Raw genomic sequence first — 12,822 nt, forward strand, 5'->3', positions numbered from 1 at the left:
ATGACGCTCGACCCCTCTCGTGGCCTGCACGCGCCGGCGCACAAGACGGCGCCGCACCTCATCGCGCTGCGCGCCGATCATTTGCCGGGTGCGGTCCAACAATCGGTCGCGCTGGGATGGCCGTACCGGGAAGCCGACTGGCGCTTCGCCTTCGATCTCGGCAGCGGCTTCGCGGCGGAAGTCGACGGCCGCCTGGTCGCCACGGCGCTGTGGTGGCCCTATGGACAGACCCATGCCTCGATGGGCATGGTCATCGTCGATCCGGGCATGCAAGGCCGCGGCCTCGGGCGGGCCTTGATGGAAAAGCTGCTCGACGAGTCGCGCGATCGCACGGTGTTCCTGAACGCCACCCAGGAAGGTCTTCCGCTCTATACACAGCTTGGGTTCGTTGCCCGCGGGCAGGTGTTTCAGCATCAGGCGGTACTGCCCGCGGACACCGTTCTTGCCGCGACACCGGCGGGCGTGCGCCCCATGCGAGCGGCAGACGACGAGAGCGTGCGCCGCCTGGACCTGGCCGCCACGGGGATGGACCGAACCGCATTGCTGAGCGCGTTGTTCGCGGCCGGGACGACGATGGTCGTCGACCGCGGTGCCGGTGTGTCGGCCTACGCCTGCGCGAGGGAATTCGGACGTGGCGTGGTGATCGGCCCGGTGGTCGCATCGGGCGCAGACAGTGCGGCGGACGCAATGGATCTCATCGCCGCACTGGCTGGCCGAACCCGCGGCCGGTTCCTTCGCATCGACGTGACCGAGAGCAGCGGGCTGTCTGCATGGCTGAGCGAAATGGGGCTGCCCTGCGTTGGCCATGCGGTGCCCATGGTGCGCGACATCCAGGCGCGTGCCATCGGTGCGGATGCAGATGCAGATGCAGATGCAGATGCGGACGCGCGCCTGTTCGCCCTTTCCAACCAGTCGTTCGGCTGACGCCGCGACCCACCTCGCAAATTCGTCCCCAAGACGATGAAAGTTTGTCCATGAAGCTGATGCCCTACTGGCTCGATACCGCGCCCAAGTTCACCGCCGCACAGACCGAAGCGCCCAGCGGCGATGTCGATGTGGCGGTGGTCGGTGCGGGCTTCACCGGGTTGTCCGCGGCCATCGCGCTCGCCAAGAAGGGTGCGAGCGTTGCGGTGTTCGACGCCAGCACGGTGGGCAGTGCCGCGTCCGGCCGCAACGGCGGCATGTGCAACAACGGCTTCGCACAGGACTATGTCGCGTTGTCGGGCAGGCTCGGACGAGAGCGCGCCAACATGCTCTATCGCGCCTTCGACGCGGGTGTGTGCAAGGTGGAATCGCTGATCGCGGAGGAAGGCATCGACTGCGACTTCAAGCGTGTCGGCAAGCTCAAGCTCGCTGCCAAGCCGGAGCACTACGACAAGCTGGCCCGCGCGCAGGCACTGATGGAGAAGGAATGCGATCCGGACACCCACATGGTCACGCGGGCGGACCTGCGCAGCGAGATCGGGTCGGATCGGTACTTCGGCGGCATGGTCTTCGGCAAGAGCGCCGGCATGCACGTGGGCCGCTATGGCCACGGCCTTGCCGTGGCGGCAGCCCGGCGCGGCGTGCGCATCTACGAGAACGCGCCGGTCGTCGGCCTGCAGCGCCAGGGCGGTTCGGTGCATCAGGTCGAAACCCCCGACGGCAGCGTTCGCGCCAAGCAGGTGCTGCTCGCGACCGGCACGTCGGCCATAGGGCCGTTGGCATGGTTCCGCCGCCGCATCGTTCCCGTGGGGGCATTCATCATCGTGACCGAGCCGCTGTCGGTCGATGTGCTCGACCGGCTCACGCCGCGGCGCCGGATGACGACGGACACGAAGAACTTCGTCAACTACTTCCGCGTCACGCCGGACAACCGCCTGCTGTTCGGCGGCCGCGCGCGTTTCGCGGCGACCAATCCCAAGTCGGACATGAAGAGCGGCGTCATCCTGCAACGGTCGCTCGTGGAGGTTTTCCCCGAGCTGAAAGACACCCGCATCGACTACTGCTGGGGCGGCATGGTCGACATGACACGCGACCGCCTGCCGCGCGCCGGCGAGCGCAACGGCCTTTTCTATTCCATGGGCTACAGCGGGCATGGAACGCACATGTCGACCTACATGGGCGCGGTCATGGCGGAAGTGCTGGATGGCCGCGCCGACCTGAACCCCTGGCGTGATTTCGACTGGCCTGCGATTCCGGGCCATTTCGGCAAGCCATGGTTTCTTCCCATCGTCGGGGCGTATTACCGCTTTCAGGATCTGTTGCGCTGAATGCCTTTGCCTCGGTCCACACAGTCGCGAGCGTGAGCAGTGCTGCGACTCGGCAGTTTGTGCGTTGAGTGCCCAGTTATGAATACAGATCTGATCCGTCAACGCCGAAGCTTCAGAGGTCCAGCTTCAGGCTGGCCACGATGCTGCGTTTTGCTCCGGGAATCACGTACAAGGTGCTCCACGAGGCGGTATAGAAGTTCCTGTTGAAGAGGTTGTGCACATCGATCGACACGCGGGCAGTCTTGTTGACTTGCCAGAAGCTCACCAGCTTGACGGTGGTGTAGGCGGGCAGGGCATAGGTGTCGGCGCTGTTGCCCGAACGGTTGCCCACGTAGTTGATGCCGGCACCGATCCCATAGCGGCTGCCATCGGCCAGTGCATCTTCACGGATGGCGAACAGGCCCGCGCTCGTCCTCGGGATGTTCGCGATTCGTGTGCCTGGCGCCAAGGTGGCGTCCTTGGAGACGCGGGCATCGATATGGGCGAAATTCCCGCTGACCCGCCAGTTCTTGTCGATCTGGCCATAGAGATCCGCCTCGAAGCCGCTGCTCTTGACTTCGCCCGCCGCCACGGAGAAGCCTGGCGTGTCACTTGCAGTGAGGACGTTGGTCTTCTTGATGTCGAACACGGCCAGGTTGGCCCCCAGGCGCTGGTCGGGCGTTTGCAATTTCAAGCCGGCCTCGAGCGCGGTGGAGTGCTGGGGATCGAATGCCCGGCCGTTCTTGTCGGTGCCGCTGTTGCCGCGAAACGACTTGCCGGCAGAGACGTACCAGGAACTCCAGTCGTTCGGCAGATAGGTCAGCCCGGCGCGGGGCGAGACGGCATCGTGCTGCTGAGCACTGTTGCGGGTCGCGACGCGATCCTCGATGCTCTGTCTGAAGTGGTCGTAGCGGGCGCCCACCAGAAGCTTCCATTGCGGCGAAAGGCTGATCTGGTCTTGCAAGAAAAGTGCACTCGCGCGCTGATGCTCGTCCGTGCTGGAGGTCAGCGACGCGAGCGGCGGCTGGGGTCTTCCATACACCGGCTGGTAGATGTCGATCGGATAGTTGCCCGAGCGAAGGATCTCGGTGTTCATCCAGAGCCTGGACGCTTCCATGCCGATCAACAGCGTGTGGGCCAGGAAACCGGTCGTGAACTTTCCTTCCAGTTCCGCCTGGAAAGACGTGTCGCGCGACGGCAACTGACGCCAGGTCGCGCGGCGGTTGAGGGTCCGGTTGTCGCCGGCCAGCGAAGTCGCTTCGGTGTAGTTGCCGGAAAAGGTGCTTTCCTTGTAGCTCGCGCCCATGCGGGCACGCCAGTTCTGCGAGAACTCGTGCTCCAGCGTGAGTTGGTGCGTATTGCTGGTGAGCGTCATGTTGCCGTCGCCGGGTTCGTTGAGCACCCGGTCGCGAGGCAGGGTTCCTAGCACGCCGCGAACGTTGATCAGTCCGCGGTCGAGCGGCGTTTTCGAACGCAGGAACTCGGACTCGTAGTTGAGCACTGTCTTGTCGTCGATGACCCAGGTCAGCGCGGGCGCGACCAGGGTGCGTCGGTTGCTCAACAGATCGCTTCGGCTGTCGCCTTCTTCCACCGCCAGGTTCAGGCGGTAGGCCACGTTCCGGCTCAGCGCGCCGGTGCTGTCCAGGGTGCTGCGGCGCAGGCCCTGGCTGCCGATGCTGAAGTCGGCCGTATTGCGGCGCGTGAACTGCGGCTTTTTCGTGACGATGTTGATGGTGCCGCCCGGCTCGCTGCTGCCGTACACGGCCGAAGCGGGGCCCTTGAGGAATTCGAAGCGCTCGACAGTGGCGGTGTCTCGCTGCGGGTTGTAGCCGCGTGATCCGGGGAAGCCGTTGACCAGAAATCCCATATCGGTGCTGCTGAAGCCGCGAATACCGAAGTTGTCCCATGTGCCGCCGAAGTCGTTGAGGCGCGTGATCCCGCTCACAAAATCCACCGTGTCGGCCAGGCGCGTCGCACCCATGTCTTCGATCATCTGGCTGGAGATGATGCGTACCGATTGCGGCACCTCACGAAGCGGCGTGCTGGTGCGTGTGGCGCCGCTGCTGTTTGTCGGGTTGTAGCCGCCGGAGTCGGGCTCCGAAACGACATGCACTTCTGGCAGCGAATTGCTCATAGGAGCGGCCGGTACGTTGCCGGTGCCGTCTTGTGCGGCTGCGAGGGAGGCGAGAGAGGCTAGGGGAAACAAGGCGAAGGCGATACGGAACATCAAGGAGCTTTGCTACACGTTATTGAGAATGAATCTTATTTTCATTTTATAAGAAGCACTTGGCTATCCGCCAACGATGGCCCCTCGCTCGGCGCGTTGTTGCGCGGCAATGCATCCCGCACGAAGCTGATCCATGTGCGTGCCGAACAGCGCCGTCAAAAATGCCAGGCCGCTCGCGCATTGACCAAGAATCTGCTCGGTATCCACAGCGATATGGCATCTCCTGCAGAGGGGGCAAACCTAGACTTGTTTCCTCTCAACGCAGCAGGTCTACCGATGATCTTCAAACCCAAATTCATCAGCTTCGATTGCTACGGCACGCTCATCAATTTCGAGATGGGCCCGACGGCAAAGGTCTTGTTCAAGGACCGCGTTCCAGCCGAGCGGATGCCGGCATTCCTGGACAGCTTCAAGGCCTACCGCCTCGACGAGGTGCTGGGCGACTGGAAGCCTTTTTTCGACGTGGTGCAAAACGCGACCCAGCGCACCTGCAAGGCGCACGGTATCGAATGCCTGGCATCGGATGCAGTCGCCTTGTACGCCGCGGTGCCGACCTGGCAGCCGCATCCGAACGTGGTCGAAGTGCTGGAGGCGATTGCGCCGCATGTGCCGCTGGTGATTTTGTCGAACTCGATGGTCGACCTCATTCCCCACAGCGTCGCGCACCTCAAGGCGCCTTTCCACGCGGTCTACACCGCCGAGGAAGCGCGCGCCTACAAGCCACGCATGCAAGCCTTCGAGCACATGTTCGACCGGCTGGGATGCGGACCCGACCGCATGATGCATGTCTCCTCGAGCTTCCGGTACGACCTGATGACGGCGTCCGATCTCGGCTTCATGGCCAAGGCCTTCATCGACCGAGGCCACGAACCCACGTCGACCGAATACGGCGTGAACCGCCTGACAGACGTTCGCCAGCTCCCCGCACTGCTGGGACTCTGATGGCCAGCCTCGACTCCTCCCCTGGCCGCCAGGGAGCGGTGCCCGAAGAGCGCCCGGACGAGGCCGCCGAACTGGGCACCGCAGTGCCCGACCTGGCGCCGGCCGAGGTGCAGGCGCTGGTGGCGCATCTGTACGGCATGGATGTCGGCGTGAAGGCACTGGCCGGCGAGCGCGACCAGAACTGCGCGCTGGAATCCTCGGACGGCGCGCGCTACGTATTCAAGATCAGCAACCCTTCGGAGCCGGTGTCGCTGGTCGATTTCCAGATCGCCGCCATCGAGCACATCGCCCGCACCTCGCCCGGCCAGCCGGTTCCCCGCGTCGTGCGAATGCTCGATGGACGTGCGCGCGGCACCGTGGCGCTCGCCGACGGCACCCCCGCCACCGTGCGCATGCTCACCTACCTGGAGGGCGTCCAGATCCGGGAGACGCCGCGCACCGCCGCCCAGCGCATCGCGATGGGCAAGGGCCTCGCCGAACTGAACCTTGCCCTGAGGGACTTCACGCATCCCGCGGCCACGCACGACCTGCTGTGGAACGTGTCGGCAGCGCACCGGCTGACCGCGCAGCTCGACAGCCTGGCCGAAGGACCGCGGCGTGCGCTGGCCCGGTCGTTCATGGCGCGCTTCACCGCGCGTGTGCTGCCCCGCCTTGCATCGCTCCGGGCGCAGGTGATCCACAACGACTACCACCTCTACAACGTGCTGGTCGCGCCCGATGACCCGGCGCGCATCACCGGCATCATCGATTTCGGCGACATGCTCCACGCGCCGCTGGTGGGCGAGGTGGCGACGGCTGCCGCCTTCCACATGACCGGCAGCGCGGATCCGTTCGAAGGGCCGGCGCAGTTCGTCGGCGCCTACCAGTGCGTGCTGCCGCTGACCGCGCCGGAGCAGGAAGTCGTGGCCGACCTCATGGCGACGCGCCATCTCATCACTGCGTTGATCTCGGAGTGGCGCGCCCTGCGCTATCCCGAAAACCGCGCCTACATCCTGCGGCACAACCCCGCGGCCTGGGAGGGGCTGTCGCAGATGGCAGACCTCTCCCGCCACGACGCGCGCGACCGCTTGCTGACCCCCACACGAACCGGAGCCTCCTCATGAAAACCACTGCCGACTTCAACATGGTCAACGCCTACATTCCCGGCCGCGCCAACGTCGGGCCCGCCACCGAGGCGATGATCGAGCGGCGCAATGCGCTGCTCGGCCCGGCCTACCGGCTGATGTACGAACACCCGCTGCACATCGTGCGCGGCGACGGCGTCTGGCTGATGGACCCGGAAGGCCGCCGCTACCTCGACGTCTACAACAACGTCACCTCGCTCGGCCACTGCCACCCCGCGGTGACCGAGGCGATCTGCCGCCAGGTGCAGACGCTCGCGACCAATACGCGGTACCTGCACGACACCATCCTCGAGTTGGCCGAACGCCTGATCGCCAGCGTGCCTGGCACGGACCTGGCCCACCTGATGCTCACCTGCACCGGCAGCGAGGCCAATGACCTGGCCTACCGCATCGCCAAGGTGCGCACGGGCGGCACGGGTGTGATCGTGACCGACACGGCATACCACGGCATCACCGACGCCGTGTCGCAGTTCTCGCCATCGCTCGGCGTGACGGTCGCCCTCGGCCCGCACGTTCGGCTGGTGCCGGCCCCGCGCCTGTACCACGCCGAAGGCGCCGACCTGGGAGAGCGCTTCACGCGCGACGTGGAGGCAGCGATTGCCGACCTGCAGCGGCACGGCATCAAGCCGGCGGCATTGATCGTCGATTCGCTTTTCACCAGCGACGGCATCCTGCCCGAGCCCGCGGGCTTCCTGAAGGGAGCGGTCGAGGCGATCAAGCGCGCCGGCGGGCTCTTCATTGCCGACGAGGTGCAGCCAGGCTTCGGCCGGACCGGCGAGCACATGTGGGGCTTCCAGCGCCATGGCCTCGTTCCCGACATCGTCACGCTGGGCAAGCCGATGGGCAACGGCCAGCCGATCGCGGGGCTTCTTGCGACCGCCGACGCGCTGGCGGAATTCGGCAAGCACTCGCGCTACTTCAACACCTTCGCCGGCAACACGGTCTCTTGCGCGGCCGCGCTGGCGGTGCTGGAGACCATCGAACGGGAGCGGCTGTTGCCGCACGCCGCCCACGTTGGTCGGTTGCTGCGCGACGGCATCGCCGGGCTCGCCGCAAGGCACGAGGCCATCGGCGACGTGCGCGGCGCGGGGCTCTTCGTGGGCGTTGAACTCGTATCGAACCGCGCGACACGCGCGCCGGATCGCGGCCTCACCAGCCGGGTGGTCAACCTGATGCGCGACAAGGGCGTGCTGCTCAGTGCCTGCGCGCAGGGGCACAACGTGCTCAAGATCCGCCCGCCGCTGGTGCTGTCGGCGGAGCAGGCGGGCATGGTGATCGAAGCGCTCGACGCCTCGCTCGCCGAGGCGCAGCGCACGCCGCAAGCGTCGGCTTGAACGTACGATGGCGCGATGAGATCCGCAGTTTCCTTCGACCGGTTCGACCTCAAGATCCTTGTGCATCTGCAGCGCGAGGGGCGCTGCTCGAACGTCGACCTGGCGGAGTCGGTGGGCCTGAGCCCGAGCCCGTGCCTGCTGCGCACCAAGCGGCTGCAGGAGACCGGGCTGATCCGCGGCTACGGTGCCGACATCGCGCTGGAAAAGCTGGGCGACCACGTCATCGTGTTCTCGGAGGTCACCATCGGCAGTCACCGCCCGCACGATTTCCGCAAGTTCGAGGAGGCCGCCGCGAAGTACGAGGAAATCGTCGAGTGCTACAACGTCAGCGGCGGCTACGACTACCTGCTGAAGATCGTGGCGCCGGGCATCGGCTACTTCCAGGCGGTGATGGACAAGATGCTGGAAGAAGACATCGGCATCGAACGCTTTGCCAGTCGAATCGTCCTTCGCCACTCGATGGGACGGCGTGGATATCCGCTGGGCATCATCGCGACGCAAAAGCGGTGGGAGTGAGGTTGTGGGTCTCACGCCCGATGCGAGGAGTGGCAGGATCGCACCGTGCGCCTCTTCATCGCTGGGCTCGAAGTTATTCAGCTTGCCGGATCTTTGCTTCACATCACGGTCCGGGGCAGTGTCCTGTTTGATATCGGCGGCGTGTTGAATGCGGGGCGTGCAGCTGGAGCAGTGCGCATCCCGACCACGATTTCACTCGCTTGCCCTGCAGTTCTTTTTGGGGCCAGTAAAGTACCGGGCACTTTTTGAACTCCGCTTGCTTGCTTTGAACTCCACCAGCCTCGACCTCATTTATTTCGATGCCGCCATCGTCGACCTCGACGGCACCATGGTCGACACGCTCGGCGATTTCGCCGAGTCCCTGAACCGCATGCTGCGCGACCTCGACCTGCCGCCGGTGGCGCCCGCCGCCATCGAACGGATGGTGGGCAAGGGCTCCGAGCACCTGATTCACTCGGCGCTCGTGCATGTCATGACGCCCGCCGGCGCGGTCGATGTCCAGGCCAGGGCACAGGCGCTCTTCGAGCGCGCCTGGGACCGTTACCAGCACCACTACCTGGCGATCAACGGCCAACACTCGGCGTTGTACCCGGGGGTGATCGAGGGGCTGAATGCGTTGCGCGCGCGGGGCTTGCGGCTGGCCTGCCTCACCAACAAGCCGACCTCGTTCGCCAGACCGCTGCTGGCCGCGAAAGGTCTGGATGGTTTCTTCGAGCTGGTGTTCGGTGGCGATGCCTTCGAGCGCAAGAAGCCCGATCCGCTGCCGCTCCTGAAGACCTGCGAGGCGCTGTGCACGGTGCCGGCGCGCACGTTGATGGTCGGCGACTCGAGCAACGATGCGCGCGCCGCAAGGGCCGCCGGTTGCCCGGTCGTGCTCGTGACCTACGGCTACAACCACGGCGAGCCGGTGCGCGGCGTGGATGCGGACGGCTTCGTGGATTCGTTGGCCGATCTCTAGCCTCCAGTGGCTAGGAGGACTTGCCGAGCAGCGCGTCCTTGAGCTTCCAGTCGGCGGGGCTCGGGCCGAGCCAGATGCGCAGCAGCGCATTGAAGAAGGCCGGCTCCTTCACTGGATCGGGCTGCGGCACGCCGCGCACGGTGATCACCGTGCCGGTGCCGGGCAGCCAGTCGATGGTGAAGGTGTCGCCGGTCTTCAACTGCTTCTGGTCCGCGAACATCTGGCCCATGCGCAGCAGGCCCGGAATGAGGTTGACCATTTCGCTCTTCGGCGAGTTCTCTTCCACACCCTTGGTGAAGAGCTTGCCCAGTTCGTTGGCGTCGATGTCGCGCAGCATCGTGATCGCCACGCGCTTGGGGCCGGGGGCGGCCAGCGCCTCTTCGGGAGTGGACACCTTCTTGCCGACGTACAGGCCTGCCGTGTAGACCTTGAAGATCGCCTTGAAGCGAACGCCCGCGCCGTTGAGCTGCAGCGGGGTGCCGCGCAGGTCGAGGTGGTCTTCCAGCTTGACGCCGGCGACATCCACTTGCGCGGCCGAGGCGCCGAGCGCCGACGCCAGGCAGGCCAGCAGGGCGAGACGCGAGAACACCTTGGGGATCGAGAATGCGGGCAAGTGAAGCCTCCTTGAATTTGCGAACGGTCGTGCGAATGTATCTTTTCGTGTTACCGCCAAGGCTTCGGGGGAACCCTGAAACCGGCTTTATTGCTCAATCGGCCGTTTTCGTGGGCTAAACTCCCGCTTCCATGTTCGTTCATCACATCAATCAAACAGGTGAAGGCAGCCGGGGAGCCTGGCCCTGGCGTAGCCATACTTCGCTGACTGTTTGATTGCACGGCGCACGCCGTGCGCCCGCGGCGCCGGATCGATCCCTTCGACTCCGGGCCACCAGTGAATGACCTTGCCACCGACCGAAGAAGCGTCGGCCGGCAATTGGAGAACGAATCCGTGATCACCGAACTTGAATTCAAGAGCCTCAGCGCCCAGGGCTACAACCGCATCCCGCTGATGGCCGAGGCCTTTGCCGACCTCGAAACGCCCCTTTCCCTCTACCTCAAGCTCGCCCATTCGCAGGGCGGCGGCAAGCACAGCTTCCTGCTCGAATCGGTCGTGGGCGGCGAGCGCTTCGGGCGCTACAGCTTCATCGGCCTGCCCGCACGCACCTTGCTGCGCGCAAGTGGTTTCGGCGCCGATGCCGTGACCGAAGTGGTGACCGACGGGCAGGTCGTCGAGACCGCCGCCGGCAATCCACTCGACTTCATCGCCGACTACCAGAAGCGCTTCAAGGTGGCGCTGCGGCCGGGCCTGCCGCGCTTCTGCGGCGGCCTCGCCGGCTACTTCGGCTACGACACGGTGCGCCACATTGAGCGCAAGCTCGAAAAAAGCTGTCCGCCCGACACGCTCGGCTGTCCCGACATCCTGCTCTTGCAGTGCGAGGAGCTCGCGGTCATCGACAACCTCTCGGGCAAGCTCTACCTCATCGTCTACGCCGACCCGAAGCAGCCCGAGGCTTACGCCAACGGCAAGCGGCGCCTGCGCGAGCTGAAGGAAAAGCTCAAGTACTCGGTGAGCGCGCCCATCGTGAAGCCCACGCAGGCGCATCCGCCCGAGCGCAGCTTTGCCAAGGCCGACTACCTTGCGGCCGTGGAGCGCGCCAAGGAAATGATCGCCGCCGGCGACTTCATGCAGGTGCAGGTGGGCCAGCGCATCAGCAAGCGCTACACCGAGTCGCCGCTGTCGCTGTACCGCGCGCTGCGGTCGCTGAACCCGTCGCCCTACATGTACTACTACCACCTGGGCGACTTCCATGTGGTGGGCGCATCGCCCGAGATCCTGGTGCGCCAGGAAAACACGGACGATGGCGAGCAGAAGATCACCATCCGCCCGCTGGCCGGCACGCGCCCGCGCGGTGCTTCGCTCGAGCTGGACAAGGCGGCCGAGGAAGAACTGATCAACGACCCGAAGGAGCGCGCCGAGCACGTGATGCTGATCGACCTCGCGCGCAACGACATCGGCCGCATCGCCAAGACCGGCACCGTGAAGGTGACCGAGGCCTTCGCGGTGGAGCGCTACAGCCACGTGATGCACATCGTGAGCAACGTCGAAGGCACGCTGAAGGACGGCATGACCGCCATCGACGTGCTCAAGGCCACGTTCCCGGCCGGCACGCTGACCGGCGCGCCCAAGGTGCATGCGATGGAACTCATCGACCAGCTCGAGCCCACCAAGCGCGGCCTCTACGGCGGCGCCTGCGGCTACATCAGCTATGCGGGCGACATGGACGTGGCGATCGCGATCCGCACCGGCATCGTGAAGGACCAGATGCTGCACGTGCAGGCCGCGGCCGGCGTGGTCGCCGACTCGGTGCCCGAGCTGGAATGGAAAGAAACAGAGGCCAAGGCGCGCGCACTCCTGCGTGCCGCCGAACTGGTCGAGGAAGGTTTGGAATGAGCGCAGCGCCGGGCCGCCCCAAGCAAGCTCGCACCGCAGTGCGCAGCACGGAGGTAATACGATGAATTCCGCACCCGATATTCAGAACGATTTTTCGCACGAGATCATCGGCGCGGCTGTCGAAGTACAGCGCGTGCTTGGCACGGGGCTCGACGAAAGCGCCTACGCCGCGGCGCTGGCCATCGAACTGGCCGAGCGCGAGATCGGCTTCACGCGCGACGTGGCGCTGTCGGCCACCTACAAGGGCCGCTCGCTCGGCGAGGTGTACCGCGCGGGGTTCGTGATCGAGCAATCGGTCATCGTCGAGCTCAAGGCGGTCGATGTGCTGACCGACCTGCACCGCGCCCAAGTGCTCGCGGCGCTGCGTCTCTCTGGCCTCAAGCTGGGCCTTCTCATCAACTTCAACGTGTTCCCCGTCGTCAAGGGCGTGCACCGGATTGTGAGCAAGCCATGAAACTGCTGATGATCGACAACTACGACAGCTTCACCTACAACATCGTCCAGTACTTCGGCGAGCTGGGTGCGGATGTGCAGGTGCATCGCAACGACGAGATCACCGTCGCGCAGATCGGCGAGCTGATCGCCTCCGGCGTGACGCGGCTCGTGGTGTCGCCGGGGCCGTGTTCGCCGGCCGAGGCCGGCGTGTCGGTGGCGGCCATCGAGGCCTTCGCGGGCAAGCTGCCCATCCTGGGCGTGTGCCTCGGCCACCAGGCCATCGGCGCGGCGTTCGGCGGAAAGATCGTTCGGGCGCAGCAACTGATGCATGGCAAGACCAGCGAGATCACGACCACGCAAGAGGGCGTGTTCGCCGGGCTGCCCGAGAAGTTCATCGTCAATCGCTACCACTCGCTCTCGATCGAGCGCGAGAGCTGCCCGAAGGAATTGGCTGTCACCGCGTGGACCGAGGATGGCGAGATCATGGGGGTGCGGCACACCGGATTCGCGCACGGCGTGCGCATCGAAGGTGTGCAGTTCCACCCCGAATCGATCCTCACCGAGCACGGTCACGCCATGCTCAAGAACTTCCTGGACTGACCCACC

13 protein-coding genes are annotated in these 12,822 nt (G+C 65.4%); 11 read left to right on the forward strand and 2 right to left on the reverse strand.

The features are described 5' to 3' along the window. Together VARPA_RS03080 and VARPA_RS03085 are read left to right on the forward strand one after the other, a co-directional pair. A complete protein-coding gene (locus VARPA_RS03080) occupies nucleotides 1–924 on the forward strand; it encodes a GNAT family N-acetyltransferase (RefSeq protein WP_013539086.1) in 924 nt (307 codons plus the stop codon). A gap of 50 nt (nucleotides 925–974) precedes the next feature. Continuing rightward, nucleotides 975–2,252, forward strand: coding sequence for an NAD(P)/FAD-dependent oxidoreductase (locus tag VARPA_RS03085; protein WP_013539087.1), 1,278 nt, complete (start codon nucleotides 975–977; stop codon nucleotides 2,250–2,252). Between the two features lie 112 nt (nucleotides 2,253–2,364). On the opposite strand, the gene VARPA_RS03090 is transcribed toward VARPA_RS03085, so the two are convergent. Beyond that, nucleotides 2,365–4,458 (reverse strand): TonB-dependent siderophore receptor, encoded by a 2,094-nt coding sequence (locus VARPA_RS03090; protein WP_013539088.1) that lies wholly within the window; start codon nucleotides 4,456–4,458, stop codon nucleotides 2,365–2,367. 276 nt (nucleotides 4,459–4,734) lie between these two features. Here VARPA_RS03090 and VARPA_RS03095 point away from each other — a divergent pair, with 276 nt between their 5' ends. Genes VARPA_RS03095 through VARPA_RS03115 form a run of 6 tightly spaced genes read left to right on the forward strand, consistent with a single transcriptional unit; the run spans nucleotide 4,735 to nucleotide 9,332 of the window. Beyond that, nucleotides 4,735–5,400, forward strand: a complete 666-nt coding sequence (locus VARPA_RS03095) for a haloacid dehalogenase type II (RefSeq protein WP_013539089.1) — start codon at nucleotides 4,735–4,737, stop codon at nucleotides 5,398–5,400. Next, entirely contained in the window at nucleotides 5,400–6,503 is a 1,104-nt protein-coding gene (locus tag VARPA_RS03100) for a phosphotransferase (RefSeq protein ID WP_013539090.1), read from the forward strand. The genes VARPA_RS03095 and VARPA_RS03100 overlap by 1 nt, the downstream gene beginning before the upstream one ends. Continuing rightward, on the forward strand, nucleotides 6,500–7,858 hold the full coding sequence (locus tag VARPA_RS03105) for an aspartate aminotransferase family protein (RefSeq protein ID WP_013539091.1): 1,359 nt from the start codon (nucleotides 6,500–6,502) through the stop codon (nucleotides 7,856–7,858). Before VARPA_RS03100 ends, VARPA_RS03105 begins: the two co-directional genes overlap by 4 nt. A gap of 15 nt (nucleotides 7,859–7,873) precedes the next feature. Next, a complete protein-coding gene (locus VARPA_RS03110) occupies nucleotides 7,874–8,374 on the forward strand; it encodes an Lrp/AsnC family transcriptional regulator (protein ID WP_013539092.1) in 501 nt (166 codons plus the stop codon). Between the two features lie 45 nt (nucleotides 8,375–8,419). Continuing rightward, entirely contained in the window at nucleotides 8,420–8,623 is a 204-nt protein-coding gene (locus VARPA_RS31305; protein ID WP_167330529.1) for a hypothetical protein, read from the forward strand. A 16-nt stretch (nucleotides 8,624–8,639) separates the two neighbouring features. Then, a complete protein-coding gene (locus tag VARPA_RS03115) occupies nucleotides 8,640–9,332 on the forward strand; it encodes a phosphoglycolate phosphatase (RefSeq protein WP_041942754.1) in 693 nt (230 codons plus the stop codon). Nucleotides 9,333–9,342: 10 nt separating this feature from the next. Here the strand turns inward: VARPA_RS03115 and VARPA_RS03120 are convergent, their stop codons facing one another. Then, nucleotides 9,343–9,945 (reverse strand): chalcone isomerase family protein, encoded by a 603-nt coding sequence (locus VARPA_RS03120; RefSeq protein ID WP_013539094.1) that lies wholly within the window; start codon nucleotides 9,943–9,945, stop codon nucleotides 9,343–9,345. 333 nt (nucleotides 9,946–10,278) lie between these two features. Here VARPA_RS03120 and trpE point away from each other — a divergent pair, with 333 nt between their 5' ends. From trpE to VARPA_RS03135, 3 genes are all read left to right on the forward strand, one after another. Continuing rightward, entirely contained in the window at nucleotides 10,279–11,781 is a 1,503-nt protein-coding gene (gene trpE / locus VARPA_RS03125; RefSeq protein ID WP_013539095.1) for an anthranilate synthase component I, read from the forward strand. Between the two features lie 61 nt (nucleotides 11,782–11,842). Beyond that, nucleotides 11,843–12,235: a GxxExxY protein gene (locus tag VARPA_RS03130; protein WP_013539096.1), complete on the forward strand. Its 393-nt coding sequence runs from the start codon at nucleotides 11,843–11,845 to the stop codon at nucleotides 12,233–12,235. Further along, nucleotides 12,232–12,816: an aminodeoxychorismate/anthranilate synthase component II gene (locus VARPA_RS03135; protein WP_013539097.1), complete on the forward strand. Its 585-nt coding sequence runs from the start codon at nucleotides 12,232–12,234 to the stop codon at nucleotides 12,814–12,816. Before VARPA_RS03130 ends, VARPA_RS03135 begins: the two co-directional genes overlap by 4 nt. Nucleotides 12,817–12,822 lie beyond the last annotated feature (6 nt).

The sequence above is a fragment of the Variovorax paradoxus EPS genome (genome assembly GCF_000184745.1).
GTDB lineage: Bacteria > Pseudomonadota > Gammaproteobacteria > Burkholderiales > Burkholderiaceae_C > Variovorax > Variovorax paradoxus_C.

Excerpts from the sequence above, each read along its gene's own strand:
- VARPA_RS03090 (WP_013539088.1), bottom strand. The coding sequence starts at position 4,458 with ATGTTCCGTATCGCCTTCGCCTTGTTTCCCCTAGCCTCTCTCGCCTCC.
- VARPA_RS03105 (WP_013539091.1), top strand. The coding sequence starts at position 6,500 with ATGAAAACCACTGCCGACTTCAACATGGTCAACGCCTACATTCCCGGC.
- VARPA_RS03080 (WP_013539086.1), top strand. The coding sequence starts at position 1 with ATGACGCTCGACCCCTCTCGTGGCCTGCACGCGCCGGCGCACAAGACG.
- VARPA_RS03135 (WP_013539097.1), top strand. The coding sequence starts at position 12,232 with ATGAAACTGCTGATGATCGACAACTACGACAGCTTCACCTACAACATC.
- VARPA_RS03095 (WP_013539089.1), top strand. The coding sequence starts at position 4,735 with ATGATCTTCAAACCCAAATTCATCAGCTTCGATTGCTACGGCACGCTC.
- VARPA_RS03130 (WP_013539096.1), top strand. The coding sequence starts at position 11,843 with ATGAATTCCGCACCCGATATTCAGAACGATTTTTCGCACGAGATCATC.
- VARPA_RS03100 (WP_013539090.1), top strand. The coding sequence starts at position 5,400 with ATGGCCAGCCTCGACTCCTCCCCTGGCCGCCAGGGAGCGGTGCCCGAA.
- VARPA_RS03085 (WP_013539087.1), top strand. The coding sequence starts at position 975 with ATGAAGCTGATGCCCTACTGGCTCGATACCGCGCCCAAGTTCACCGCC.
- VARPA_RS03110 (WP_013539092.1), top strand. The coding sequence starts at position 7,874 with ATGAGATCCGCAGTTTCCTTCGACCGGTTCGACCTCAAGATCCTTGTG.